Origin of the sequence: Nonomuraea sp. NPDC047529 (assembly GCF_040642995.1) — a bacterium.
Taxonomy (GTDB): Bacteria; Actinomycetota; Actinomycetes; order Streptosporangiales; family Streptosporangiaceae; genus Nonomuraea.
The window spans coordinates 45,729-70,876 of sequence record NZ_JBEYTJ010000003.1 but is presented as its reverse complement, the minus strand read 5'-3'; the positions used below and the strand labels follow the sequence as shown (position 1 = coordinate 70,876).

Below are 25,148 nucleotides of genomic sequence, written 5' to 3'. Positions count from 1 at the left end.
CAAGCCGTGACGTTACCGATACCCCGCCGGGGGAAGACCGCCGGACATGTCAGACACACCACCACCGCAGACCCAGCCGTACCCGGGCCGTACGGGCGACATGTCCCCCGAGCCGCGCGACGAGATGCGCGGCTACGAGGGCAGGAACCTGCTGGCGGGCAAGAGGACGCTGATCACCGGTGGTGACTCGGGCATCGGCCGGGCGGTGGCGGTCGCGTTCGCCAAGGAGGGCGCGGACGTCGCCATCGCCTACCTCGACGAGCACGACGACGCCAACCACACCCGCGGCCTGGTCGAGCGGGAGGGGCGGCACTGCGTGCTGCTGCCCGGCGACCTGGCCGACCGCGACCACTGCGTGGCGGTCGTGGAGCAGGCCGTCGCCGAGCTCGGCGGCCTCGACGTGCTGGTCAACAATGTGGCCTACCAGGCGCCGGTGGACTCCCTGGAGGAGCTGCCGGACGAGCAGTGGGAGCACACGTTCGCGGTCAACATCCACAGCTACTACCGCGTCACCAAGGCCGCGCTGCCGCACCTGCGGGAGGGCTGCGCGATCGTGAACACCTCCTCGATCAACGGCCTGCGCGGCAACAGGAATCTCATCGACTACGCCGCGACGAAGGGTGCGATCAACGCCTTCACCTACTCCATGGCCCAGAACCTGATCGAACGCGGCATCAGGATCAACGCCGTCGCCCCCGGCCCGGTCTGGACGCCGCTGATCCCGGCCACGATGCCGGAGGAGAAGGTGGAGACGTTCGGCGCGCAGGTGCCCATGAAGCGGGCCGCCGACCCCGACGAGATCGCCCCTTCGTACGTGTTCTTCGCCGCCGACCGGCTGTCCTCGTACTACACGGGTGAGGTGCTGGCCCCGATCGGCGGCGAGACGCTGCCCGGCTGACCGCGGCGGGCTACAGGTAGATCGTGCCGCCCTTCCGGGTGAACTCGGCCGCCTTGTCGGCCATGCCCGCCCGTACCTCGTGGCTGAGCTTCATCGAGCAGAACTTCGGGCCGCACATCGAGCAGAAGTGCGCGGTCTTGGCGGGCGCGGCGGGCAGGGTCTCGTCGTGGAAGGCGCGGGCGGTGTCCGGGTCGAGCGACAGGTCGAACTGGTCCTCCCAGCGGAACTCGAACCGGGCGTCCGAGAGCGCGTCGTCCCACGCCTGGGCCTGCGGGTGGCCCTTGGCCAGGTCCGCCGCGTGCGCCGCGATCTTGTACGTGATCACGCCGGTCTTGACGTCGTCCCGGTTCGGCAGGCCCAGGTGCTCCTTGGGGGTGACGTAGCAGAGCATGGCGGTGCCGTACCAGGCGATCATGGCGGCGCCGATGCCCGAGGTGATGTGGTCGTAGCCGGGGGCGATGTCGGTGACGAGCGGGCCGAGGGTGTAGAACGGCACGTCGTCGCAGAGCTCGCGCTGCAGGTCGACGTTCTTCTTGATCTTGTGCATGGGCACGTGGCCGGGGCCCTCGATCATCACCTGCACGTCGTGCGCGTGCGCGACCTTGGTCAGCTCGCCCAGGGTGCGCAGCTCGGCGAACTGGGCCTCGTCGTTGGCGTCCGCGATCGACCCCGGGCGCAGGCCGTCGCCCAGCGAGAACGTCACGTCGTAGCGGGCCAGCAGGGCGCACATCTCGTCGAAGTGCTCGTACAGGAAGCTCTCGCGGTGGTGGGCCAGGCACCAGGCGGCCATGATCGCACCGCCCCGCGAGACGATGCCGGTCCTGCGGCGGACGGTCAGCGGCACGTGCGCCAGCCGCACGCCCGCGTGCACCGTCACGTAGTCGACGCCCTGCTCGCACTGCTCGATCAGCGTGTCGCGGTAGACCTCCCACGACAGCGCCTCCGGACGCCCGCCCACCTTCTCCAGCGCCTGATAGATCGGCACGGTCCCGACCGGTACGGGCGAGCTGCGGATGATCTGCTCGCGGGTCTCGTGGATGTTCGGCCCGGTGGACAGGTCCATGACCGTGTCGGCGCCCCAGCGGGTGGCCCAGGTCATCTTCTCGACCTCCTCCTCGATCGAGGAGGTGACGGCCGAGTTGCCGATGTTGGCGTTGATCTTGACCAGGAAGTTCCTGCCGATGGCCATCGGCTCGGACTCGGGATGGTTGACGTTGGCGGGGATGACCGCCCGGCCGGCCGCGACCTCCTGCCGTACGAACTCGGGCGTCATGCCCTCCCGGACGGCCACGAACTCCATCTCCTTGGTGACCACCCCGCGCCGCGCGGCGCCGAGCTGGGTGACCGGGGACCCCCACGCCGAGCGGTCGGTACGCGACGGCCCGGAGGTGTCGTAGAGCCGCACCGACGTGCCGTTCGACAGCCTGACCTCGCGCATGGGCACCTGGAGGTCACCGATGTGGATCTTGGAAAAGCGCGCGTCGCTCATCGCGCAAACTCCCTTCGCCGGCATTATCCGGAGCAGGTTCTGGCGGTCGGCGGCTGGCAGCCGTCCTCTCAGCCCGGTCCACACCGGGCTCCCGCGTTGGTCACCGCGATCATAACCTCGCGCGTGGCAGGATCAAGGGGATGTCTGATCCCATTGCGCACACGACCGCCACCTACGACGTCATCGCGAACCAGTTCGACGAGCAGTTCGCCGTCCCTCTTCCTTCGTTCGCGGCCTTCCGCGAACGGTTCGCCTCTTCCCTTCCCGCCGGAGCCACGGTCGCCGACCTGGGGTGCGGCCCCGGGCGCGAGTCGGCCTGGTTCACCGGACGCGGCCTGTCCACCGTGGGCGTCGACCTGTCGATCGGGATGGCCGCTCTCGCCGCCGGGCGAGGCGTTCCCACCGTCCTGGGCGATCTGCGGCATCCGCCGCTGGCGCCCTCGTCCCTGGACGGCATCTGGTCGGCCGCGGCCCTCGTGCACGTGCCGTCCGAGCAGACCGAGTCGACGTTGCGCGCCTGGCACGCGACACTGCGCCCCGGCGGGGTGCTCGCGCTGACCACCGCTCTGGGCGACAGCGAGGGGTGGGAGCCGGTGCCCTACCGGACCGAGTACGAGCGCTGGTTCGTCCACCGCGACGCCGGCGACCTGCTCACGGCGCTGGACTCGGCCGGGTTCGCGGTCGCCTGGCACGAGTCGAGCGTGACCCACCGCACCTGGTTCAGCGTGCTGGCGACAGCGCGTAGCTCTCCCCTGCCCTAGTCTCCAGGTCGAGCGCGAACCCGGGGCCGCGCAGCCGGGCGGTCCCGCCGCGCGCCGACGTCAGCCTGACCTCGGCCGGCACGCCGTCCGTCCAGGTCACCCCCACCGTGAAGCCGCCGCGGGCGCGCAGCCCGTCGAAGGAGCCCGCGCGCCAGGCGGACGGCAGCGCGGGCAGCAGCTCGACGACGCCGGCGTGGCTCTGGAGCAGCATCTCGGCCACCCCGGCGGTCGCGCCGAGGTTCCCGTCGATCTGGAACGGCGGATGCGTGTCCCACAGGTTCGGCAGCGTGCTCGACCGCAGTTGCCCGCTCAGCATGCTCAGCGCGCGGTCGCCGTCCTTGAGCCGGGCCCAGAAGTTGACCTTCCAGGCCATGCTCCAGCCCGTGCCTCCGTCGCCGCGGGCTTCGAGGGTCGTGCGCGCCGCCGCCAAGTGCTCGGGAGCGGTGAGCTGCGTGCCGGGGTGCAGGGCGTAGAGCTGGGAGACGTGCCGGTGCCGGTCGGCGGGGTCGTCGAGGTCGGCCTTCCATTCCTGGAGCTGCCCCCAGGAGCCGACGCGCAGCCCGGGATCGAGCCGGTCGGCCGCCGTGCGCAGCCGTCCGGCGAACTCGGCGTCCACGCCGAGCGTCCGCGCGGCCTCGGCCGTGCAGGCGAACAGGTCCCGGACGATCTGCTGCGGCATGGCCGCGCCCGCGGTGAAGTCGCCGTGCTCGGGCGAGTAGGCGGGCGAGACGACCAGGCTGCCGTCGCGCACGTCGGGACGCAGGTTGGCCAGCCAGAACTCGGCGGCCTCGCGCATCGCCGGGTAGGCGTGCCCGCGCAGGTAACCCTCGTCGCCGTCGAACAGGTAACGCTCGTAGAGCTGGCGCACCAGCCAGCCGGCCGCGTCCGGCATCCAGAACGACGTGGGCCAGTCGTGCACCCCCGTGAACCCGAACGGGTTGGTGTTGGAGTGCACCACCCATCCCTCGGTGCCGAAGATCGACCTGGCGGTCTCGCGTCCGGGCGCGCGCAGCCCCGCCACGAACTCCTGGTACGGCACCGCCGTCTCGGCCAGGTTCGCCGGCTCGGCGGGCCAGTAGTTCATCTGGAGGTTGATGTTGGTGTGGTAGTCCGACTCCCAGGGCGGCGAGTTGGACGCGTTCCACACCCCCTGGAGGTTGGCCGGCAGCGAGCCGGGGCGGGAGGAGGCGATCAGCAGGTACCGGCCGTACTGGAAGTACAGCGTCTCCAGCGCCTTGTCGGACGGGCTCGCGCCCCCTTCGTAGCCGGCCAGCAGGCGGTCGGTCGGCAGGTCGGGCATGATCTGGCCGAGGTCCAGGCGGACCCGGCCGAACAGCGCCCGGTGGTCGGCCTCGTGCTCGGCCCGCAGCTCCCCGTACGGCCGGCGCGCCGCCGCGTCCACGGCCGCCGTGACCCGCGCCGCCGGGTCCGGGCCCCGGTAACCGGGATGGACGGGCGCGTGGTCGGTGCCCGCCGAGAACACGAACACCGCGCTGTCGGCGCCGGTCACGACGACGCGGTCGCCCTCGTCCGTACGGGTGCCGCCCTCGGTCAGCACCTGGACCTGGCCCTCGTACACCAGGCCGTTGTCGGCCAGCACACCCCGGACGCGCAGCCGTCCCGCCTCGGCGGTCACTTCCTCCCCGCCTGGGTGCGCTGTGCCGAACCGTAACGTGAACCCCACCCGCCCCGGGCGTGCCGCCGTCAGCCGTCCGACGATGACGTTCGCCGGGTACGAGGCGAAATATTCCCTGGTGAGCACCACGCCGTCGGCGTCCTCGTACGTCACGGCGGCCACCGCCGTCTCCAGGTCGAGCGTGCGCCGGTAGCCGCCCGAGAAACCACCGGTCACGTCGAGCAGCAGCTCACCGAAGTTCTGGTACGCCCCGAACCCGGGGATGTGCCCCACCGTGCTGTAGGACGGGTTTCCGAGGATTCCGGCCACTTCCTCCGGCGAGGCCGAACCCCGCTCGTCGATCATCCGGCGCACGGCGTCCAACGCGCCGGGCCGCTCCTCGGGCCAGTTGCCCGACGCGCCGGGCTCCGCGCTCCCCGGACCGCCGGTCCACAACGACTTCTCGTTGAGTTGGACGCGTTCCGTCCCGAGGGTCCCGAACACGCACGCGCCGAGCGCTCCGTTGCCGATCGGAAGGACGTGTCCTTCCCAGTCGGGGGCGGGCTCGTCGTACCGGAGCGTCAGCATGGCGATCAGCCTAAGGTTTGACGATCGCCCCTGGCGGTACGGACCCCCTCAGGGGAACTATGATGAAGATCGCCGCTGTGGCCGCGATCGTGGCTCTGACCACGATCGGACCGGCTGCCGCCTCTGGGGACGGCATCGAGCAGCAGGAAGTGAGCAAGCAGCAGTACCGGATCCTGACCGCCCAGTGCCGCTACGCCGACACGCAGGCCCTGCGCGCCAAGTGCAGGCAGGCGGTCCAGGAGAACTACCGCATCGGCCGGCGCAACCGTTCACTCGACTGCCGGACGTACTCCGGCGTGACGGTCTGCGGCGAACTACTCCTCAGCAGGACCGAGCGCGCGTGCATCGACGAGTCCACCAGACAGGGCTTGGCGTACCGCCGCGCCGAAGTGGAATGTTACGTGGCCTGACCATGATCGTCGCAGGTGTCGACGGCTCGCCGACCGGACTGCTGTCCGTCGACTGGGCCGCCAAGGAGGCAGTGCTGCGCGGGGTGTCGCTGACCGTGGCCCACGTGGTGCCCGACTGGGTCTGCCACCCGATCTCCGGCCGGTACGCGGAGGTGGGCAAGTGGATGCGCGACGGCGCCAAGGAAGTGCTCGCGGCCGCCGAGCGGCACGCCCGCGAGCAGGGCGCCGAGGTGACCACGGAACTCGTGCCCGGCGATCCCCGCGCCGCGCTCATCAAGACCGCCGAGCAGGCCGAACTGCTCGTCGTCGGCAGTCGTGGCCTGGGCGGCGTCCGTGGGCTGCTGCTCGGCTCGGTCGCCCACGGGGTGGCCGCGCACGCCCACACGGACGTCGTCCTGGTCCGCGACCCGCCCGCCGTTCCGCGCGGGGAACTGGTGGTCGGTGTGGACCGCTCCGAGGGGAGCCTGCGCGCGCTGAAGTTCGCCTTCGCCGAGGCCGAGCTGCGCGGCGCCCGCCTGCGCGCGGTGGAGGCCTGGGCCTGGCCGCGCGCTTCGGGCTTCGAACCCGCCGATCCTGAGGCCGAACGCGAGACCCGCGAGGCCCTGCGGACGTTCCTCGCCATACCCCGGCAGTGCCATCCCGGCGTGGAGGTGATCGAGGACGTCGTGCACGGCCATCCCGTCGAGGTGCTGCGCGAGGCGGCGTCCGGGGCCGACCTGCTGGTCGTCGGCAGCCGGGGGCACGGCACGCTGAAGGGCATGCTCATCGGCTCGGTCAGCCAGGGCATGCTGCACCACGGGCCCTGCCCGCTCGCGATCGTGAAAGTCACATCGGTGTAGGGGACGTTCCCGCAGGTCGCCGCCTTCCGTTCGGACGGCCGCCTTCCCCGTCTCCCCCGCCCGCTCCTACCATCTGCGCAGGCCACGCGACGGGAGTGGACATGCGCAGGATCAGCGCCTTACTGACGGCGATGCTGGCACTGGCCGGCGCGGTGCTCGTCCTCACCACGTCGCCCACGACGGTGACAACGAGGGTCACGGCGGCTACCTGGCCACCAACATCGCGAACCAGGGTCTGCTGCCCGGCTGGCTCTCGGCCACCAGGCCGGACATCGTCGTCATGCACCTCGGCACCGACGACGTGTGGAGCAACATCGCCCCCGCGACGATCCTGGGCGCGTTCACCACCCTGGTGAACCAGATGCGGGCGAGCAACCCCACCATGAAGATCCTCGTCGCCAAGCTCATCCCGATGAACCCGCCCACCTGCGGTGGACCAGTGGACGGGCTTCAGCACGGGCACCGACACCTACGACGGCGGGCACCCGAACGCCTCCGGCGACCAGAAGATGTCCGACGCCTGGTACCCGGCCCTGACCGCCGCCCTCTCCGGGCCTTCCTCCCCCACCCCCACCTCGGGGAGCGGTGACTGCGCGGCGGCCTACCGGATCACCGGCCAGTGGCAGGGCGGCTTCCAGGGCGAGGTGACCGTCACGTACACCGGCGCCTCCCCGCTGACCGGCTGGGACGTCGGCTGGACGTTCGCCGACGGTCAGGCGGTCAGCCGGCTGTGGGGTGGGCGGCTCACGCAGACGGGCTCGTCCGTGCAGGTCAGGAACGAGACCTGGAACGGCGCCCTCGCCTCCGGCGCCACGACCACCTTCGGCTTCCTCTCCTCCTGGACCACCACCAACACCCCACCGACCGCCACCTGCGCCCGCGCTTGAGGCCCGGTTGGTTGTCGGTACCCACACACGGTCTTTGTCGGCGGGCGGTACCCCCGCAGGGGCTCAGTTGGCGGCCGGCACCGGCGCCGCCACGATGGTGGCCACGCGCGGCGCGGCCAGCCGGACGTAGTCGTCGGTGGTCAGCACCAGGGACCGGTCGAGCCGCGCGGCGTTGAAGTAGATCTCCGGCAGCTCCAGCAGCGAAGGATCGACCACCAGCTCAAGACGAGGGTCGAAGCTGAACGGCAACACCGTCCCGCTGACGCTCCCCGCCAGCTCCTCCGCCCTGTCCTTGTCGGCGAAGGCCACGTACGTGCCCTCCAGCAGCCCCTTGACCGCCTGCAGATCCAGCCGCGCATCCCCCGGCACGACGGCCAGCACGTGCCGGGTCACCTTCTTGCCGACCTTGACCATCACGATCAGGCACTTGGCCGCCTGCTCCACACCGTGCCCCCGCAGGGCGCTCACCAGCTCGGTACGGCCCTCCGCCGGATGGTCGATCACCCGGTAGCGCGCCCCGCCGGCATCGAGATCGGCGATCAGACGTTCGTAGGCGTCGGCCGAGTCACCAGTCACTGCTCAACATCTCCTTGACCTTGGCGATCCGGTCCTCGTCGCGCTGGTAGAAGACCCATTGCCTGATCTTCGTGCCCCGGATCAGCCCCGCCTTGGCCAGCACCTTGAGGTGCTCGCCGCAGGTGGGCTGACTCACGCCCAGCTTCTCGGCGATGAACAGCGAACAGACGCCGTCCCGTACGAGGTCGCCGTCGCGCTGTGGGCGGAAGTGCCGCTCGGGGTCGCGCAGCCACTCAAGGATGAGCAGCCGTTTGTCGCTGGCCAGCGCCTTGACCAGATCCACATCCACCGAGCCAGTATGGCAATTAGCTAATTACCTGTCCACGCCCGAACCGCCACCTGACGTAGAACCGGCACCTGCCCTCGGCGCCCACACGCACTCCCCGGCCGCCGCAGGCCACTGCCTCCTCGGCAACCGCACAAGCCTCCCCGCCGCCGCAGGCCACTGCCTCCTCGGCAACCGCACAAGCTTCCCGGCAGCCGTACAAGTCGGCCGGACAGCTGCACCACCGTCGGCCGCTCATGCCTCACGACGCCTGCACCACTGGCGCCCCTTCGCTGGCCTGCACCAGCACGAATCCCTGCCCCCGGAACGCCAGTTGCATGGCCTCCCCGCTCCCCCGCCCGATCAACGCCCCCGCCTTCATCGTGCGGTTGACCCCGACCTGCAACCCCGTGCTCCAGCACACCGCCGCCTGCCCGTCCACGAACGTCGGCATCCTCGCCACGTCCAGCAGCACCGGCGTGCCGTGCGTGGTCACCGCCACCCACCCGGTGCCGGTCACCGTGGTGTTGAACAACCCGCCGGCCGCGACCCCGGCCCCCTGAACCCGCTGGATGTCCCACCTGAGCTCCGGCCCGAACGCCAACAGGTTCCGCCCGTTGACCGTCAGCCCCTCGTTCTCCAGGTAGAAAAGGTGGATGTCGTCGGCATTGTCCGCCAGATAGAGCAGCCCCTGGCCACGTACCCGCATCAGGGAGGTGCCCTCCCCCGTCACGGCCTTCTTGAGCAACCGGCCGATCCCGCCGGCGCCCTCGTAGTCGAAGTCCATCTGCCCCTGGAAGGCGACCATGGACCCCTGCTTGGCCAGCACCTCGTGCGGCAACTGAACCCGCAACATCTTGCGGTTCTCCAGCGCGAACCCGCCGGGAAGCGGCTGGGCATCGAGGTTGCCAAAGATCGAACTACGCACGCCGTACCTCTCACGTCGATGGTCGTCGCCGCCGACGTGCACCCGGACGCGGCCCGAGCGGCGCCACCCCGCCGCTCTTCACCACCTCCGGCACTCCGCCCCAGCGCCTTCTACAACCCCATCAACTCGGAGCCCCGGAAGCGAGTTCCCGTACCACCTGAATGAGCTCGGCCGGGTCGAACGGCTTGGTCAGGTACGCGTCGACCCCGATCCCCAGCCCACGCCTCCGGTCATCGTCCTGCGCCCGCGCCGTGATCAGGACGACCTTGATGTGACTGGTCGCCTCCTCCGTACGCAACTTCTCCGCCGTCGCCCACCCGTCCAGGCAGGGCATCATCACGTCCAGCGTGATCACGTCCGGCATGACGTCCATCACCCGATCCAGACAGTCCTGCCCATCGGTGGCGGTCGACACCTCGAACCCCTCCAGGTTCAGGTTGACCGCGATGAGCTGCCGGATGACCTCGTCGTCATCCACGACCAGTACTTTGCCAAGAACGTCGCTCACGGGCGCAAAGCTAGCCCGTAGTGGGGCGGTCACGTGGGGTTTTCGCGGGATGCGTTCAAGGAGCGTTATCTGGTGCCGAGTGGTCTCCAGATGCTGATAGCCTTATCACTCGTCGCCCCCTTAGCTCAGGGGATAGAGCACCGGCCTCCGGAGCCGGGTGCGTAGGTTCGAATCCTACAGGGGGCACACAATCTTGATCAGCGACTCAGGTCGCTGACCAGCGCAAACATCACAGGAACGGGCGGGCCTCCAGTCTCACGGAGTCCCGCCCGTTCTCGTTGACGCTAGCTGGTTGTGGGCCAGTTGTAGGCCACGACAGGTAGCTGTCAGCCCCTTGCTGGCACAGGGGCACACGGCGGGGAGGCGGTCGATCAGCCGGGAGACGGTGGGGTCGGAGACGACGTGCCAGACCAGGTCGGGCTGGGAGCGCAGCAGTGCGATGTCGGCCAGGCAGATACCGCCGAGAGCCAGGCTGAGGGCCAGGTCGGCGATGACCTTGCCGCGGTCGTGCACGGCCCCGGGCAGGTCGCCGGCGCTGCAGTCGGATGGACAACGCTTGGTCCAGGCCGGTGACGCGGAGGGTGCGGAGCAGTTGCAGGGCGCCTGCGTGGGAGGCGAGCCCCGAACCGTCTGCGGACACCACGATCTTGCGCTGGGACGCGATGGTCTCCACTCGAATGGTGCCTTCTAATCTGGCGTGGACAGGACTCTATACAAGCCCCGTCCTCCCAGCTCAAAGGCACGTTTCTCATGTGAACGATCAGCTCGGCTCAAATTCCCCGCGAGCGCCCGGGGCTAGTCCCAACGTTGAGCAGGCCGGCTGACACAGCTCCGAGAGCTATGCAGGTCGAATGCGTTGTGGCCAACACAGCTTCATGCTCCGCTTGCGGACCATCACCTGGCCTTACCCAACGAGCACCCTCGAAGCCACTGGTCAGAGGCTTGCACGTATCCTCGACAGCAGCTCTCACGGAGCCGAGTGCGTAGGTTTGAATCCTACAGGGGGGCACAAGATCTCGATCAGCGGTTCAGGCCATTGACCAGCATGAACATCACAGAAGCGGGCGGGCCTCCAGTCTCACGGAGTTCCGCCCGTTTCTCGTTGACGCTCACTGGCTGTAGGCAAGGTTGGGATGGGTAGAGGCCTGAGGGACACATCCGACTCGGGTGCCTATGCGTGTCCGCCTCAGGAGCCGCAACCGCTGATCCGCCCGGCATCGGGCGACACCTTACGGCTCGCCGTTCAGGCGGGACATGAAGCGACAAAGCCGTGAGGCCGGCTGGACGCATGAGTCACAGACGGTCCAGGCACCACCAGAGATCCGCGACCGTCTAAGCCTCGATGAGCCCGAGGGACGTGGAAGACGTGGTGCGGACTGACTATGTCTTCTCGGCCGACAGAGAGCCAGTCATGCTCCCACCAGTTGGGAACCGCTTCGACTTACCCGGGTACGCCGATAGTGCTGCCCGAGGACGGCGGGCCGCCCGCGGAGTGGCCGAACGGATGGTATATCCATGAGCGGTTGGGCGGAAGAAGTCTCGGCACGCTTCGGAACGGCCAAGGAGTGTGAGCGGCTACAGCGCGACCAGTTCGATCCTGCGAACGTACTACTCGGAGGAGACGCAGGTGGAGACAGCAGACATCGTGGTACCAGCCAACCGGTTCGCACTGATCCAGAGCGGCAAGATGGGCGTACCTCCGGCCAAGGACCTTCCATCGGCCTGTCGCCTCTTTGTGTCTAGAAAGAATGGAGGGACGACAGCCCGACGCAGACGTCGTCGGCCAGACCAAGGTCATCGGGGCCATCATGGCATGAGAACCAAGTCGAGCTCGCCCGCGATTGACATCGTCTCTGGGGCCGCAAATGACACAATCTTCTCATTGTATTGCGCCATTACGCAGCGCCCACTCCATGAACCCTTCAGGAGCGTTCCTGATGCCGAGGACCTGGGCTCCCCTCATTGAGACTATTTGCTCCCAATCCCTCAGTCCGGCCAAGTCGGCGCGCTCTAGATTAGTCCCAGAAAAATTCGCACGCAGAACGGTCGTCCCCCGCAAATTGGCTTCGCTGAGATTTGCCTTTGATAGATCACAGTCAATAAGGTTACATGATTCTAGGCTTGCTCGCTGAAGTCTCGCTTCACGAAGACTGGCACCCGGGAGCTGGGCGCCAATGAACTCTATATTGTCGGCACAGTTGGCATCATCGAGGACAGCGTCTTGCAGCTGCGCCTTGCGAAAGCTGGCACCGATCAAAGATGCGGATTTGAAGTTCGCCGCTACCGCTATCACCTCATCAAAGATTGCCCTATCTAGAATCGCCTTACTCAGGTCGGCTTTCGATAGAGTTGCCCCAGAAAGCTTCACCCCAGAGAGGTTCGCTCCCGACAGGGAGGCGCCCGCAAGGTTGGCATAGTTCAAGTCAGCCTCGACAAGGCTCCCGTCCGCGAGCCAACCGGAGTCGCGAAGTTCCTTGACCGAGCGACTGGCCGCCGCCTGATCCGTGCTCCCCATCTCCCAAATCAGTCTCTTCTTAAGTTGGGCACGGTTGGCCTGCTCACTGAGCTTATCAATCAAGAGCACCGTGATTGATATGCTGATAAGACTGGTAGAGAGATTCGCATATAAATCCCCTACCAGTTCCTTACCGATCCAGGTGTCGGGATACCAATAGAACCCGAGAGAGGCTCCCCCAACCACCAGAAGCCATCTAGCCGCAGTCTGCGCCGTCATCGCTAGAGGTCTCCCACCTCACGCGGGACGTCCCTCGCGGCATACTCGAGCGTGATGAAGAAGTGAGAGCTGTCGCGCCCTTGCGTAATCTGGAGTGCCCCCTCCGGCGTGAAGGCCATTCCAAACTCTACCTTCATGCCGTCGGCACGGCTCTCGCTTGTCGCGCTCACTGCACGTCGCAATGAACGCGACACTTTAAGTAGCGCCACTGTAAGATCTTCCTCATCGACGATGATTTCACGGTCGACACCGAATCTTCTTATCTGTCCAGGAGCGTAAACCTGATACTTTACTCCATCTCGCGTGCGTATCGTGATAGTTTCGTCTGGATTCGACGACGCCACTGGACCACTCCCTGGTGTCGGACCGCGTTCTTCATCAGATCAAAGCACATGAATTCTTCCCGCCCATGGGCGCAACTGGCAAGACCGTTTGGGTAATGTGCGCCTCCGACGGCCCGCCGAAGGCGGCGCCAGCTTGGATCAGCCGCTCGGCCCGACAACGCAGGGGCGGCCGTCAGGCCACCACACGGATCTTGACCACTTCGACGCGAACCCGCTGGAGACGGCCGAAGCTACGGCCCACTCCCCGGCGCCTGGGGGCACGCGGTCACGCTCATGAACGGCGCCCTGATTCAGGGTGCCGGGCGCTTCACGGCGTGACCGCCGCTTGGCTGATCGCGGGCACGAGCCGTCAAGGCAGGGTTCGGATGCCGTTCGAGTGGCAGCGCTGCCGTCCATGGCCGTCACGTGGGTGGCGGGACTCGGTAACTGCGCCCATGCCCGGGTTCAGGCTATCGGTGAGTGCGCCATTGTGAGCGCGTCCGTCTCGTGCCCATGCACCGCCGTCCTCGTTTCACTTCTTATGGTCAGGAGATATGCCGTGTCTTGCGGCGTACGCAGCGAGTTGCTGTTCTTCTGGCAATCCATTCATCATCCACGTGTCGCCGCTTTCCTTGACCACGACAACCGGCCCATATCCGGGGCCATGGACGTCGGCGAAATCACGCGTCTCGATGAAACGGGCCGTGTTCCATGGGAAGACGAAACACCAGCCCAGGTCGTCCACGGATTCGTCGCCATAAAGGGCCAGCGGCTTTTCGGCGGTTGAGAAGCCCGCCAGGTAACGCTCGGCGAGCAATGTGGCCTGCTGTCTGTCCACGTCTTCTCTCCTCGGCTAGTTCGTGCGCAGGAATTCCATGTGGGCAAAATTCTCCGGCGTCGCCCAGGAGCCGTTCTGGCCGTCAACAAAGTATACTTTGCCACCGCGGTTCACCACGTTGAAGACATGACCTGCGCGCGGCAGCCCCGTACGCGGGTCGACGCGCATGCCGTGAATGATGCCACGAGCACCGTCCCCGCCTCTGAGCAGCTCCGTGACTATCTCGTCATAATCCTTCACCGCGCGGAACGGCTTTCCTCCGCCTACGGTGTCCGTCACGCTACGAGGCCAGTCGAACGGATGCGAAGGATGGTGCGGGACAGCGGATATCGGCGACGAACCCGAGAGCAGCCGATCCGTCACCACCACACAGCTCTGGCAATTGTTGGTGTATTGCCAGGCCTGCGAGGAGAACTGAGGGTTCACGTCCTTGATGTCGGTGAACAGTACGTCGAACTCCTGTTGCGGTGCGTTGCCCGCATGGCGAGTGATGTTCGGATCTTGGAAGGGTGACTTCGAAGGCAGCCCGGGAGTCGACGAGGTCCTTCGGCGGCCGCCGTCGTCGAAGCCCTTGCGGAGCCGGTTGGCTGCGGTGACCTCGCTTCCCACCCCTGCGGTGGCGATGGTCAGGATGACGTCAGGAACAAGGCGGCCGAACCAGCGGCCTGGGTCCTTCTGCAGGGTTTCCAGATCTGCGAGGGCCTTGCCGAACTCCACGGGCTGCTGCTTCGCGAACGCGGCGGTCTCTCCCGCTCCTCGCAGCCGGTTCAGAAAGCCGATCGGATCTGTGATCAGGCCGAGCTGCGACCAGTTCCACGCGCCCTTGAGCAGGCCCCAGGTGGCCTCGTTCGCTCCCTGTGTGAACGGCGCGGCCACCTTGTCGACGTATTGCCGCGCAGCCTTCCCGATCTGTGGTTGACCGAGCTTCACGCTGAGCCGCTCCACGTTGCCGGCCCAGAAGTCGCCGTACCATGCGATTCCCTTGTTGAGGAGGGAGGTCGCCTTGTCGGAGAACTCTTCGACCGGAGAGCGATCTTGTTCGCGCAGATTGAGCAGAGTGACGAGCATGCCGAGGACGGGCGCGGGACCTCCACCGGCGGTCCCGGAGACTGCCCGTGATCCGTCCATGGCCGGCTGGGCCGGGGCCTTCAGGAGTTCGGCACGGCGTCGCTGAAGGTCTTTGCGCTGATCGACGAGCCAGCTCCCCGCCATGGTGACCGTCCGGCCCGCGCTGGTCGCCAGCCCGATGTGGGACAGGGCTCCGGAAAGCTCATGTCCGGCCTCCTGCCAGTCGCTTCCCACACGGCCGAACTCGGAGTCCAGTGCCTCCATGAGACCGGGAGAGCCGCCGACATAGCCGCCGGGTGGCGTCGGCAACGGTGCTGGAGGCGGGCGGAGCTGGGGGGCATGAATCGTGGGCGACTTTCCGCCCGTGGCGGCAAGCTGTTCGACCGTCTCAAAGGCACGGGTGAACGCGTGCCGCACGGCCAGATGCTGCTCGATCAACCCTTCATGCATACGGGTGGCACCAGGCCCGAGCAGTGCACCGTCGCCGAAAAGCTGATACGTCCTGTCCAGCGCGTTCCCGTGCTCTTCGGCTAATCGCGCGATCGTCGCCAGCGTCAGCTGGGCTTCTTCTGGAGTCGCCATGCGCTTCCACCCGTCCGTGGATACGGCTTGCGCTACGCAAAGGCTAAGAAGGTCTGAAAGCTGAACGAATCAGCTATGCCCAATACGCATGAGCTGTTCGGCTGCCGTCTTTCCGGGTCCGGGCACGCAGGTCGAATGTCGCCGCTCGATGACGGGATACCCGATGCCGAAGCACCGGGCCTACCTCAGCCGCGGGCTGGGTGCTGGGGCATGGTGACGTCTGGCGCGGATGTGGATGGCGGCTGGTTTCCCGCCGGCGAGCATGCGGCGGTCCAGGTCGAAGAATGTCGTGGCGGCGACGAGAACGCTCAGCTTGGCGTGGCCGTAACTGCGGGATCAGAGGCGCGGTCGGGGGATGAACTCTCCCCATACTGGAGTGGCGTCTCCCTCCTCCCCGGGGTCTGCTTCCTCGTCGCGCGGGTGGAAGTCGTGGGTGACGTATTCGGCGAGGTCTCGGCCGTAGCTGATGATGTCCGTTCCCCATATCGACAGCACCTGGCCGCCGTACGTGCCGCGTCCGCCGGGCAGGAAACGATGCCCATAGATCGGGATCAGCTTCGGCGCCCTGGCCAGCTCTTGTGCCGCGACGCGTAACGCCTGCTCATCGCTCTCCGGCCGTGCTCCCCACGACCTCAACCAGTCGCCCCGCTCCACATCCTGCAGAACCACCCGCACAGGCCATCCGACGGGCCGGCGAAGCTCCTCCTCGTCGCCCTCGCGCCAGTCCGGCCAGGGGCGTTCCCATGTGGCGCCCTCGTCCGGCCGGGCGGAGTTGATGGGAAGGCCTGCGGCGAGAAAGGCCCGGTGGTCGTCGGCGAACTCGATGCCGTATTCCTTCCCGATCCAGGCGAACTCCTCGTCGGTCAGGCCGGGCCTGACCTCGCAGACGCCCGACGACGCCAGGCGCCGAGCGGCTTCACGACCGAGGCGGGCCGCATCTGAAGGGGACACGCCGTTCACCCTAGCCGCGATCGTGGCGACGGCCGCGTCCTGTGGGAGCCCGTCCCGTGAGGCGGGGTGCGGCGGTTGTTCGGGGAGGGGCAGGTGGGAAGGTGGCCGGGTGCAGATTTCCCTCCTTGGTCCTGTTGCGGCCACGTCCGACGACGCCTCCCCGATCGACCTCCCCGGCGCGCGGCTGCGGATGTTGCTGACGCGGCTCGCGCTGGAGGCCGGACGGCCGGTGCCGGCGGACGTTCTGATCGACTGCATCTGGGGCGAGGAGCCCCCGGCCGGGGTCGCCAACGCGTTGCACGGGCTGGTCTCGCGGCTGCGCAGGATGTTGGGCGGGCCGGAGTCCGTGGAGCTGGTGGCCGGTGGATACCGGTTGCCGGTGCGTCCCGAGGACGTGGACACGCATCGGTTCGAGCAGCTTGCCGGGCAGGCCAGGCGGGAGCTCGCGGCCGGCAGGCCGGAGGAAGCCTCGACCTTGCTCCGGACCGCTCTGGACCAATGGCGGGGCGACGCGCTGGCGGACGTGCTGGAGGCCGCGTTCGCCCGTGATGTGGCGGCCCGGCTGGAGGAGTTGCGCGCCGCCGTCGCCGAGGACTTCTTCGACGCGGAGGTGCGGCTCGGTCGCCACTCCGAGGTGCTGGCCGACCTGCGCGTCGCGGCCGTCGCCCGCCCGCTGAGCGAGCGCCTGGCCGAACTGCGGATCCGGGCCCTGTCGGCCGCCGGGCGCCAGTCGGAGGCGCTGGCGGTGTACGACGAGGTCCGCGGCAGGCTCGGCGACGAGCTGGGCGTCGATCCCTCGCCCGAGCTGCGCGCGGTCCACCTCGCCCTGCTGCGCGGGGAGCTGAACCGTCCGTCCGTACGGCCACCGTCCGCGCCCAGCCGGCTCCCGGCCAGGCTGACCACCTTCGTCGGCCGGGAACGTGAGCTCGGCGAGCTCGCCCGGCTGCTGGCCGGCGCGCGGCTGGTCACGATCGTCGGACCGGGTGGCGCGGGCAAGACCAGGCTGGCGATGGAGGCCGCCGACCACGTCGAGGAGCGCACGTGGTTCGTCTCGCTCGCCGGGGTCACCCAGCCGGACCAGATCGCGGACGCGGTGCTCAGCGCCTGCGGCGGCCTGTTCGAGGGCGGGTTCAAGCCGCAGGCTCCCGCCACGGCCCGGCTGGCGGCCCAGCTCGACGTCGGCCCGGCCGTACTGGTGCTGGACAACTGCGAGCACCTGGTGGAGGCGGCCGCGCAGCTCGCCGAGCAGCTGCTCGGCCGGCTTCCGCAGCTGCGCGTCCTGGCCACCAGCAGGGAGGCGCTGGCGATCAACGGCGAGGCCCTGTGCCACCTCGGCCCGCTCGACCTGCCCGTGGCGGACGCGGACCTGGCCGAGGCCGCCGAGTCGGACGCCGTGCGGCTGTTCGTCGAGCGGGCGGGCAGGGTGCGCCAGGGGTTCGCGCTCGACCAGGCCACGCTGGGGCACACGGTGGAGATCTGCCGCCGCCTGGACGGCATGCCGCTGGCGCTCGAACTGGCCGCGGCCAAGCTGCGGGCGATGAGCGTGGCGCAGATCGCCCGGCGCCTGGACGATCGGTTCCGCCTGCTCACCTCGGGGAGCAGGACCGCGCTGCCACGTCAGCGCACGCTGCTCGCGCTGGTGGAGTGGAGCTGGGACCTGCTGGAGGAGCCCGAACGGGTGCTGGCCGCCCGCTTGGCCGCCTTCCCCGGCGGCGCCGACCTGGCCGCGCTGGAGGAGATCTGCTCCGACGCGTCCCTGTCCGCCGCCGACATGGTGTACGTCGCGAGCGCACTGGTCGAGAAGTCCATGATCCAGCAGGACGGCGACAGGTACTGGATGCTGGAGACCGTCCGCGCCTACGCGGCGGACCGGCTCGCCGAGCCGATCAACGACCGGTTCCGCGACTACTTCCTGGCGCTGGCCGAGGAGAACGAGCCGCTGCTGCGTACCCGGGACCAGCTGCGGGCCGTCGAGGTCTTCGACGCCGAGCACGACAACCTGGTCGCCGTGCTGCGGACGGCCATTGAGGCGGGCGACGCGGCCACGTCCGCCCGGTTCGTCAGGTCCATGATCTGGTACTGGGGCATGCGCGGGATGTCCACCGAGTCCGACGCGTTCCTGGGCGAGGTGCTGGCGTTCGGCGAAGAGCTGCCGGCGGACGCGCGTACCGCCTTCGAGGTGGTGCGGTCGACGGCGGGCCGGCGAGGCGGGCAGGAGGTCCGCGAGAACCTCAGCCGTCCCGGGGTGACGAAGTACCACAACGCGCTGCCGTTGCTCCGCCTCTCCAAGCTCACCACCCAGGACGCCGGAGACCTGGAGGCCCTGGACTCCCCCGACCCCTGGGTGCGCGCCAGCGCCCACTGGGCCTACGACTTCCGCCTCACGGAACAGGGCGACCAGGAGACCGGCGCCGGCCACAGGGAGGCGGCGCTGCGCCTGTTCCAGCAGGTCGGCGACCGCTGGGGGCTGGTGATGAGCCTGGTGCGGCAGAGCCGCGTCCACGGCCTGCGCGGCGAGCACGACAGCGCGGTCGCGGCCTGCGAGCGCGCCGTCGCGATCGCCTCCGAGCTCGGCACCGAGGAACACCTCTTCATCACCAAGTCGCACCTCGCCCAGAACCGCATGCGCGGCGGCGACCTGGACGGCGCGCTGCACGACGTCCACGCCGCGCGGCGCCAGGGACGCGAGCACGGCCACCGGAGGCTGGAGGCCAGCATGCTGTTCCCGCTCGCCGAGGTGCACCGCCACGCCGGCGACCTGGACCGGGCCCATCAGGCCGTGGACGAGCTGGAGGCGGTCGCCCACCGGCTGCCCGGCCCGCCCGCGCTGAACGGCGACGTGATCGTGTCCTCCCGGATGGCCGTCCTGGTGACCGAGGGGGCCGCGGAGCGGGCGCGCGAGCTGCTGCCCCGGGCGCTGCGCGGCGTGCTCGGGAACACCAACGCCAACGCCATGGCCCGGGGCGCGGAGCTGGTGGCCAGGCTGCTCGGGCTGGAAGGCGACCATGCGGGGGCCGCGACGGCGCTCGGCATGAGCCACGTGATCAGGGGCGTCTTCGACGAGGGCGACCCCGATCTGGGCCGGCTGGTTCCCGCCCTGACCGGGCGGCTCGGCGACGCAGGCTACCTGGAGGCGTACCGGCGCGGCGCGGACCTGCCGCGGCAGGAGGCGATGGACCGGCTCCTGGCGCTCTGCGCAGACCCGTCGGGGGTTGACGTTGGCTGAGCGGGAGGCGGCGGGTCCGTGAGGTCGTCATTCGTGCAGGAAGGTCAGCAGGGAGGCGGCGAGGGCGTCCGGGGCCTCTTCGGCCACGTGGTGGCCGCTGTCGATCGGGTGGCCGGTCACGTCGTCGGCCCAGGTGCGCCAGATCGCCAGCGGGTCGCCGTACAGATCCTCCATGTCGTCCTTGGACGTCCAGAGGAACAGGGTCGGGCAGGTGAGGCGGCGGGCGGCGGCGCGGTCGGCGTCGTCGGCCGCGCGGTCCACGGTCAGGCCGGCGCGGTAGTCCTCGCACATCGCGTGCACGGTCTCCGGGTCGTGGACGGCCCGGCGGTAGTCCTCGTACGCCTCCTGGCCCATCTGCTCGGCGGTGCCCTTGTACCAGGCGTCGGGGTCGGCGTTGATGACGCGTTCGGCGGGTTTGGCGGTCTGGCCGAGGAAGAACCAGTGCCACCAGGACGCGGCGAACCGGGCGTCGGCCCTGGCCAGCGCCTCGCCGATGGGGATGCCGTCCATCACGACCAGACGGGTGACGGCGTCGGGGTGGTCGGCGGCCAGGCGGTGGGCCACGTAGGCGCCGCGGTCGTGGCCGGCGACGGCGAACCGTTCGTGGCCCAGCGAGCGCATGAGGGCGACCATGTCGCGGGCCATCGCGCGCTTGGAGTAGGGCGCGTGGTCGGGGGTGGTGGGCGGCTTGCCCGAGCGGCCGTACCCGCGCAGGTCGGGGCAGACCACCGTGTGGTGCGGGGCCAGGAGGGGGGCGACGCGGTGCCAGGTCGCGTGGGTACGGGGGTGGCCGTGGAGCAGCAGGACGGGCGAGCCCGAGCCGCCGTACCGGACGAACAGTTCAGTCTCGCCCACGTCGATCATGCCGGTCGCGAAGTCGTCGAACATCGGCCGCCTCTACCCACGGCCGCCGCCGATCAACGCGGCCCGGGTCGCGACGCCCGGCAAGCGACGGACGGTCACAGGTGCCGAACCGGCGACCCGCCGCATACGGGGACGTTCTAGGATCGGGCCATGCCTTTGACCGCGGACGACGTCGACCGGTTCGTGACCGCCAGACCCCGCCTGGAGGCCATCGCCTATCGCCTGCTCGGCTCGGCCGCGGAGGCCGAGGACGCCGTGCAGGAGACGTTCCTGCGCTGGCAGGCCGCCGACGCCGGGCGCGTCGAGGTTCCCGAGGCGTGGCTGACGAAGGTGCTCACCAACCTGTGCCTCAACCAGCTCGGCTCCGCGCGGGCGCGCCGCGAGACGTACGTGGGCCAGTGGCTGCCCGAGCCGCTGCTCGCCGGGGACCCGATGCTCGGCCCGGCCGACACCGCCGAGCAGCGCGAGTCGGTCTCGTACGCCGTCCTCACCCTGATGGAACGCCTCTCCCCCAACGAGCGGGCGGTCTACGTGCTGCGGACGGCCTTCGACCACTCCCACCGGGAGATCGCCGAGATCCTCGACCTCACCGAGGCGGCCAGCCAGCAGATCTTCCACCGCGCCAAGAAGCACGTCGCCGACGGCAGGGCCCGTACGGAGGTCGACGAGGCCACCGCCCGGCGGATCGTCGAGGAGTTCCTGGCCGCCGCCGGCAACGGGCAGACCGAGCCGCTGGTACGCCTGCTCACCCAGGACGCCATCGCGATCGGCGACGGCGGCGGCAAGGTCCCGGCCCGCGCCAAGGCGTTCGAAGGCGCCGTCGCGGTCGCGAAGTTCCTGTGGGGCCTGCTCAAGCCCGGCAAGGCCAAGCGCGCCCTGGTCGGCGGCTCACCCGAGATCCACGTCTGGACGGCCAACGGCGAGCCGGCCGTCGTCGCGGTCGTGGACGGCCAGGTCGTCGGCGTCATGTGCATGGAGATCACCACCGAGGGCATCGCCGCGTTCCGCAACCAGGTCAACCCCGACAAGCTCGCCCGCGCGACCGCGCAGTGGGCCGCCACAGACCACGGGGAGCCGCTGCTCAGAGCCTCCTGGTGAGAGGTGTGACGCGCTTCACATCGTGATCCTGTCAGGAAAGCGCGGGCCGTCCGGTTCAGGTGGCGAACCCGCGTCAGACAGGAGCGAGGAAATGCAGCACCGCATCATCGTCCTCGGAGCCGGCTACACCGGAGCCGTCGTCGCCGGCCGTCTCGCCAGGCGGCTGCGCCACGAGGACGTCGCCATCACCCTCGTCAACGCCGAGCCCGACTTCGTCGAACGCGTCCGCATGCACCAGGTGGCCACCGGCCAGGACCTCAGGCCCCGGCCGTTCCGCGAGATGTTCGCGGGCACCGGCGTCGAGCTGCGGCTCGGGACGGTCACCGGCCTCGACGCCGACCGCCGGACCGTCACCGTGACCAGCACGGGCACCGGCAGCGCCGGCGGCGCCGAGGAGCTGGCCTACGACACGCTGGTCTACGCGCTCGGCAGCGGCTGGGACGCCGAGGCCGTGCCCGGGACCGCCGAGCACGCCCACGACATCGCCGGCCGTCCGGGGGCGCTGCGGCTGCGCGAGCGGCTGGCCGGGCTCGACGCGGGGCAGAGCGTGGTCGTCGTCGGCGGCGGGCTCACCGGGCTGGAGGCCGTGGCCGAGATCGCCGAGGCCCGTCCGGACCTCGACGTCGCCCTGGCCGCCCGCGGCGGGCTCGGCGACTGGCTCTCGCCGAAGGGCCGCGCGCACGTGCGGAAGGTCCTGACCGGGCTCGGGGTGAGCGTGCACGAGCACACCGCCGTCACCGGGGTCGAGGCCGACCGCGTCATCACCGCCGGCGAGCCCATCCCGGCCGCGGTGACCGTCTGGACGGCCGGCTTCGCCGTGCACCCGATCCCGCGGGCGACCACGCTGGAGGTCACCGAAAGCGGCCAGATCGTGGTCGACCGGACGATGCGCTCGGTCTCGCACCCGGACGTGTACGCCGTCGGCGACGCCGCCATGGCGATGGGCCCCGGCGACAAGCCGCTGCGGATGTCGTGCGCGTCGGGCATCCCGACCGCCTGGCAGGCCGCCGACTCGATCGCGGCGCGGCTGACCGGCGGGAAGCTGCCGAACACGCCGCTGCGCTACTTCAACCAGTGCGTCTCGCTGGGCCGGGACAACGGGCTGATCCAGTTCGTCACCGCCGACGACCGCGCCGTGCCCACGGTGCTGACCGGGCGGACCGCCGCCGTCTACAAGGAGCTGGTCTGCAAGGGGGCGGCGTGGGGGGTCGCCAACCCGATGCTGGGCCTCCCGGCCCGCCGCCGCCGGGTCACCCGCCCGAGCACCACGACGGGCCCGGCCGCCAAGGCACGGGCATAGAACGCGACGGCGGCGGGTCCCGCCGACAGAGCGCGGGCGTAGAGCGCGGCGGCGGGTCCCGGCGCCGAGGCGCGGGGCTGGAGAGGGGCGGGGTCGCGTCAGGAGGTGGTGAGGATGACGAGTTGGCGGGTCGCCCGGGTCATCGCGACATAACGGTCGACCGCCCCTTCGACGCCCTCGACGCCCCCGCCGAACCTCTCCGGATCGACCAGGACGACCAGGTCGAACTCCAGCCCCTTCGACAGCTCCGGCGTCAGCGACCGGACCCGGGGCCGCTCCCGGAAGCCTGGGTCCCCGATCACGCACGCGATCCCCTCGGCGTTCGCGGCCAGCCAGGCGTCGAGGATCGCCGCCAGCTCCGCGACCGGCCCGCGCGTGACGGGGACGCCGCTCTCCCGGATGGAGCTCGGCACGTTGGCGTCCGGGAGCGCGGCCCGGATGACCGGCTCGGCCTCGGCCATGATCTCCGCCGGGGTCCGGTAGTTGACGCTCAAGGTGGCCAGTTCGACGCGGTCGATGCCGACCCGGCCGAGCCGTTCCTCCCACGACTCGGTGAACCCGTGCCTGGCCTGGGCGCGGTCCCCGACGATGGTGAAACTCCTGGACGGGCAGCGCAGCAGCAACATCTGCCATTCGGCGTCGGTCAGCTCCTGGGCCTCGTCCACGACGATGTGCGCGAACGGCCCGGCGAGCAGGTCCGGCTCCACCGTGGGCAGCTCGGACTCGTCCACCAGGTTCCGCTGGAGGTCCGCCCGGCGCAGCTGCGTCACCAGGCCCTCGCCGTCGTCGTCGGCCTCGATCAGGTTGTCCACGACCTGGGCCATGCGCTCGCGCTGCACGGCGAGGGCGGCCTCCTGCCTGCGCATGCGGCGGGACGCCTCCGGGTCGCCGAGGCGCTGGCGGGCCGCGTCCAGGAGGGGCAGGTCGGAGACGGTCCAGGACTGGGCGTCGGCACGCTGGAGCCGGCGGATCTCGTCCGGGCCGAGCCAGGGGGCGCACAGCCGCAGGTAGGCGGGGACCGTCCACAGGTCGCCGACGAGGTCGGTGGGCTCGATCAGCGGCCAGGCGCGGTTGAAGGCGGCGAGCAGCTCCCGGTTCGCCCGCAGCGACCTGCGCAGCAGGTCCGGTGAGACCTCGTCGGACAGGTCGTGCTTGTCGATGAGGATCGTGAGCAGTTCCTCCCAGATCTGGTCGCGCGCCTCGTTGTGCGGCGTGCCGGGTTCGGCGGCCTCGAACGCCTCGGCCCAGTCCTCGGCGCTCAGCCGGACGTCGGCCCAGTGCGTGGTGACCGTCATGCCCTTGGCGGGCGGGTTCTCGTAGAACCTGACGGCCGGCTCGATCGCCTTCACCAGGTCCGCGGACGCCTTCAGCCGGGCCACCTCCGGGTCCCGCTCGGGGGCCGCCGCCGCCCCCTCGGGCACGAGGTCCCGCAAGGTGCAGGTCCGCACGCCCTCCTCCCCCAGGCTGGGCAGGACGTCGGCGACGTAGGCCAGGTAGGGCTGGTGCGGGCCGACGAACAGCACGCCGCCCCGGGAATGGCCGAGCCGGGGGTCGGAGTAGAGCAGGTAGGCCGAGCGGTGGAGGGCGACGACGGTCTTGCCCGTGCCGGGGCCGCCGTCCACGACGAGGGCGCCGCGGGAGCCGGCCCGGATGATGGCGTCCTGGTCGGCCTGGATGGTGCCGAGCACGTCCCGCATCCTGGGCGAACGGTTGCCGCCCAGGCTGGCGATGAAGGCCGACTGGTCGTCGAGGGCGGCGTGGCCCTCGAAGCCGTCGGCGGTGAACACCTCGTCCCAGTAGTCGCTGATCCGGCCGCGGGTCCAGCGGTATCTGCGGCGGCTGGTCAGGCCCATGGGGTTGGCGTGGGTGGCGCCGAAGAACGGCTCGGCCGCGGGCGAACGCCAGTCGAGCAGCAGGCGGCGTCCGTCGCGGTCGGTGAGGCCGAGGCGTCCGACGTACACCGGTTCGGGGTGGTCGGGGGTGACCATGTGGCCGAGGCACAGGTCCAGGCCGAAGCGGCGCAGCGTACGCAGGCGGGCGGCCAGTCGGTGGATCTCCAGGTCCCGGTCGAGCGCCTGGCGGCCCTTGCCGCCGGGGTTCTTGCGTTCGGCGTCGAGGCGGGCGGACAGGTCGGCGATCGACTGCTCCAGGGTCTCGGCGAGCGCCGCGAAGTGCCGCTCGTCGACGGCGATCAGCGCCGGGTCGGCCTTGGCGGCGAGGTTGCCGGGCAGGTCGAACACGCTGGTGGTCAGGGGATTCATATCTGTGGCTCCGCTACGAGGTCGGTCTTCGCATGGCAAGGCTTCTGGCCTCGGCGGACGATTCTGCGCCACGACGGGGGTCTTGCCGCAAGCCCCCGGGTGCGCTATACGTTGAGAGTGGAAAGGAGTAGAAGCTCCT

Annotated in this window: 21 protein-coding genes, 1 tRNA gene, 2 pseudogenes and 1 riboswitch; of the genes and pseudogenes, 10 read left to right on the top strand and 14 right to left on the bottom strand. The window is 69.7% G+C overall.

All coding sequences use genetic code 11. The annotated features are described in order from the left end of the window. The first annotated feature begins 46 nt into the window (after positions 1 to 46). Positions 47 to 898: an SDR family oxidoreductase gene (locus tag ABZ815_RS06810; RefSeq protein WP_357694797.1), complete on the top strand. Its 852-nt coding sequence runs from the start codon at positions 47 to 49 to the stop codon at positions 896 to 898. A gap of 10 nt (positions 899 to 908) precedes the next feature. On the opposite strand, the gene thiC is transcribed toward ABZ815_RS06810, so the two are convergent. Beyond that, complete coding sequence (thiC, locus tag ABZ815_RS06805) at positions 909 to 2,387, bottom strand: phosphomethylpyrimidine synthase ThiC (RefSeq protein ID WP_357694795.1); 1,479 nt, start codon at positions 2,385 to 2,387, stop codon at positions 909 to 911. After that, positions 2,380 to 2,492: riboswitch (TPP riboswitch) on the bottom strand. Its footprint overlaps the gene before it by 8 nt. 35 nt (positions 2,493 to 2,527) lie before the next feature. Here thiC and ABZ815_RS06800 point away from each other — a divergent pair. Continuing rightward, complete coding sequence (locus ABZ815_RS06800) at positions 2,528 to 3,148, top strand: class I SAM-dependent methyltransferase (protein WP_357694793.1); 621 nt, start codon at positions 2,528 to 2,530, stop codon at positions 3,146 to 3,148. Here the strand turns inward: ABZ815_RS06800 and ABZ815_RS06795 are convergent. Next, positions 3,108 to 5,351 (bottom strand): glycoside hydrolase family 95 protein, encoded by a 2,244-nt coding sequence (locus ABZ815_RS06795; RefSeq protein ID WP_357694791.1) that lies wholly within the window; start codon positions 5,349 to 5,351, stop codon positions 3,108 to 3,110. The two genes, ABZ815_RS06800 and ABZ815_RS06795, sit on opposite strands and share 41 nt — an antisense overlap. Before the next feature lie 62 nt (positions 5,352 to 5,413). On the opposite strand from ABZ815_RS06795, the gene ABZ815_RS06790 reads away from it, so the two are divergent. From ABZ815_RS06790 to ABZ815_RS06775, 4 genes and pseudogenes are all read left to right on the top strand, one after another. Continuing rightward, the gene (locus ABZ815_RS06790) at positions 5,414 to 5,761 is read left to right on the top strand and encodes a hypothetical protein (protein WP_357694790.1); all 348 of its coding nucleotides are present in this window, start codon (positions 5,414 to 5,416) and stop codon (positions 5,759 to 5,761) included. A 2-nt stretch (positions 5,762 to 5,763) separates the two neighbouring features. Continuing rightward, positions 5,764 to 6,600 (top strand): universal stress protein, encoded by an 837-nt coding sequence (locus ABZ815_RS06785; protein WP_357694788.1) that lies wholly within the window; start codon positions 5,764 to 5,766, stop codon positions 6,598 to 6,600. Positions 6,601 to 6,673: 73 nt separating this feature from the next. Continuing rightward, positions 6,674 to 6,976 (top strand): annotated as a pseudogene (locus tag ABZ815_RS06780) (GDSL-type esterase/lipase family protein); the annotation flags it as partial. A 55-nt stretch (positions 6,977 to 7,031) separates the two neighbouring features. Next, positions 7,032 to 7,487, top strand: coding sequence for a cellulose binding domain-containing protein (locus tag ABZ815_RS06775; protein WP_357694786.1), 456 nt, complete (start codon positions 7,032 to 7,034; stop codon positions 7,485 to 7,487). A gap of 63 nt (positions 7,488 to 7,550) precedes the next feature. Here ABZ815_RS06775 and ABZ815_RS06770 read toward each other — a convergent pair whose 3' ends face one another. The 4 genes from ABZ815_RS06770 to ABZ815_RS06755 form a co-directional block, all read right to left on the bottom strand. Then, positions 7,551 to 8,063 (bottom strand): YbaK/prolyl-tRNA synthetase associated domain-containing protein, encoded by a 513-nt coding sequence (locus ABZ815_RS06770; protein WP_357694784.1) that lies wholly within the window; start codon positions 8,061 to 8,063, stop codon positions 7,551 to 7,553. Then, complete coding sequence (locus ABZ815_RS06765) at positions 8,053 to 8,352, bottom strand: winged helix-turn-helix domain-containing protein (protein ID WP_357694782.1); 300 nt, start codon at positions 8,350 to 8,352, stop codon at positions 8,053 to 8,055. Before ABZ815_RS06765 ends, ABZ815_RS06770 begins: the two co-directional genes overlap by 11 nt. A gap of 238 nt (positions 8,353 to 8,590) precedes the next feature. Continuing rightward, on the bottom strand, positions 8,591 to 9,256 hold the full coding sequence (locus ABZ815_RS06760) for an AIM24 family protein (RefSeq protein ID WP_357694780.1): 666 nt from the start codon (positions 9,254 to 9,256) through the stop codon (positions 8,591 to 8,593). Between the two features lie 121 nt (positions 9,257 to 9,377). Continuing rightward, on the bottom strand, positions 9,378 to 9,764 hold the full coding sequence (locus ABZ815_RS06755) for a response regulator (RefSeq protein WP_352349704.1): 387 nt from the start codon (positions 9,762 to 9,764) through the stop codon (positions 9,378 to 9,380). Positions 9,765 to 9,878: 114 nt separating this feature from the next. On the opposite strand from ABZ815_RS06755, the gene ABZ815_RS06750 reads away from it, so the two are divergent. Continuing rightward, positions 9,879 to 9,950: transfer RNA gene (locus tag ABZ815_RS06750), tRNA-Arg, on the top strand. A 168-nt stretch (positions 9,951 to 10,118) separates the two neighbouring features. Here the strand turns inward: ABZ815_RS06750 and ABZ815_RS06745 are convergent. The 6 genes and pseudogenes from ABZ815_RS06745 to ABZ815_RS06720 form a co-directional block, all read right to left on the bottom strand. Then, a pseudogene (locus ABZ815_RS06745) lies at positions 10,119 to 10,332 on the bottom strand (IS1380 family transposase); the annotation flags it as partial. Positions 10,333 to 11,643: 1,311 nt separating this feature from the next. Beyond that, positions 11,644 to 12,498, bottom strand: a complete 855-nt coding sequence (locus ABZ815_RS06740; protein WP_357694778.1) for a pentapeptide repeat-containing protein — start codon at positions 12,496 to 12,498, stop codon at positions 11,644 to 11,646. 2 nt (positions 12,499 to 12,500) lie between these two features. Continuing rightward, positions 12,501 to 12,842, bottom strand: coding sequence for a CU044_2847 family protein (locus ABZ815_RS06735; protein WP_357694776.1), 342 nt, complete (start codon positions 12,840 to 12,842; stop codon positions 12,501 to 12,503). Positions 12,843 to 13,353: 511 nt separating this feature from the next. After that, entirely contained in the window at positions 13,354 to 13,659 is a 306-nt protein-coding gene (locus ABZ815_RS06730; RefSeq protein WP_357694774.1) for a YrhB domain-containing protein, read from the bottom strand. 15 nt (positions 13,660 to 13,674) lie between these two features. Beyond that, positions 13,675 to 15,309 carry a toxin glutamine deamidase domain-containing protein gene (locus ABZ815_RS06725; RefSeq protein WP_357694772.1) on the bottom strand — a complete coding sequence of 545 codons (1,635 nt, stop codon included), beginning with the start codon at positions 15,307 to 15,309 and terminating at the stop codon, positions 13,675 to 13,677. Between the two features lie 336 nt (positions 15,310 to 15,645). Next, positions 15,646 to 16,269 (bottom strand): hypothetical protein, encoded by a 624-nt coding sequence (locus tag ABZ815_RS06720; RefSeq protein WP_357694770.1) that lies wholly within the window; start codon positions 16,267 to 16,269, stop codon positions 15,646 to 15,648. Between the two features lie 100 nt (positions 16,270 to 16,369). Between ABZ815_RS06720 and ABZ815_RS06715 the strand changes: the two genes are divergently transcribed. Next, positions 16,370 to 19,486, top strand: coding sequence for a BTAD domain-containing putative transcriptional regulator (locus ABZ815_RS06715; RefSeq protein WP_357694768.1), 3,117 nt, complete (start codon positions 16,370 to 16,372; stop codon positions 19,484 to 19,486). A 27-nt stretch (positions 19,487 to 19,513) separates the two neighbouring features. Here the strand turns inward: ABZ815_RS06715 and ABZ815_RS06710 are convergent, their stop codons facing one another. Then, positions 19,514 to 20,374 (bottom strand): alpha/beta hydrolase, encoded by an 861-nt coding sequence (locus ABZ815_RS06710; protein ID WP_357694766.1) that lies wholly within the window; start codon positions 20,372 to 20,374, stop codon positions 19,514 to 19,516. Between the two features lie 126 nt (positions 20,375 to 20,500). On the opposite strand from ABZ815_RS06710, the gene sigJ reads away from it, so the two are divergent. Both sigJ and ABZ815_RS06700 read left to right on the top strand, forming a co-directional pair. Continuing rightward, positions 20,501 to 21,448, top strand: a complete 948-nt coding sequence (gene sigJ / locus ABZ815_RS06705) for an RNA polymerase sigma factor SigJ (protein ID WP_357694764.1) — start codon at positions 20,501 to 20,503, stop codon at positions 21,446 to 21,448. A 91-nt stretch (positions 21,449 to 21,539) separates the two neighbouring features. Continuing rightward, the gene (locus ABZ815_RS06700; protein ID WP_357694762.1) at positions 21,540 to 22,748 is read left to right on the top strand and encodes an FAD-dependent oxidoreductase; all 1,209 of its coding nucleotides are present in this window, start codon (positions 21,540 to 21,542) and stop codon (positions 22,746 to 22,748) included. Between the two features lie 98 nt (positions 22,749 to 22,846). On the opposite strand, the gene helR is transcribed toward ABZ815_RS06700, so the two are convergent. After that, positions 22,847 to 25,009, bottom strand: coding sequence for an RNA polymerase recycling motor ATPase HelR (helR, locus tag ABZ815_RS06695; RefSeq protein ID WP_357694760.1), 2,163 nt, complete (start codon positions 25,007 to 25,009; stop codon positions 22,847 to 22,849). Positions 25,010 to 25,148 lie beyond the last annotated feature (139 nt).

Bases quoted from the DNA above. Each gene is read 5' to 3' on its own strand.
- thiC (WP_357694795.1), bottom strand. From the start codon at position 2,387: ATGAGCGACGCGCGCTTTTCCAAGATCCACATCGGTGACCTCCAGGTG.
- ABZ815_RS06800 (WP_357694793.1), top strand. From the start codon at position 2,528: ATGTCTGATCCCATTGCGCACACGACCGCCACCTACGACGTCATCGCG.
- ABZ815_RS06810 (WP_357694797.1), top strand. From the start codon at position 47: ATGTCAGACACACCACCACCGCAGACCCAGCCGTACCCGGGCCGTACG.
- sigJ (WP_357694764.1), top strand. From the start codon at position 20,501: ATGCCTTTGACCGCGGACGACGTCGACCGGTTCGTGACCGCCAGACCC.
- ABZ815_RS06700 (WP_357694762.1), top strand. From the start codon at position 21,540: ATGCAGCACCGCATCATCGTCCTCGGAGCCGGCTACACCGGAGCCGTC.
- ABZ815_RS06790 (WP_357694790.1), top strand. From the start codon at position 5,414: ATGAAGATCGCCGCTGTGGCCGCGATCGTGGCTCTGACCACGATCGGA.
- ABZ815_RS06710 (WP_357694766.1), bottom strand. From the start codon at position 20,374: ATGTTCGACGACTTCGCGACCGGCATGATCGACGTGGGCGAGACTGAA.
- ABZ815_RS06785 (WP_357694788.1), top strand. From the start codon at position 5,764: ATGATCGTCGCAGGTGTCGACGGCTCGCCGACCGGACTGCTGTCCGTC.
- ABZ815_RS06740 (WP_357694778.1), bottom strand. From the start codon at position 12,498: ATGACGGCGCAGACTGCGGCTAGATGGCTTCTGGTGGTTGGGGGAGCC.
- ABZ815_RS06725 (WP_357694772.1), bottom strand. From the start codon at position 15,309: ATGGCGACTCCAGAAGAAGCCCAGCTGACGCTGGCGACGATCGCGCGA.
- ABZ815_RS06795 (WP_357694791.1), bottom strand. From the start codon at position 5,351: ATGCTGACGCTCCGGTACGACGAGCCCGCCCCCGACTGGGAAGGACAC.
- helR (WP_357694760.1), bottom strand. From the start codon at position 25,009: ATGAATCCCCTGACCACCAGCGTGTTCGACCTGCCCGGCAACCTCGCC.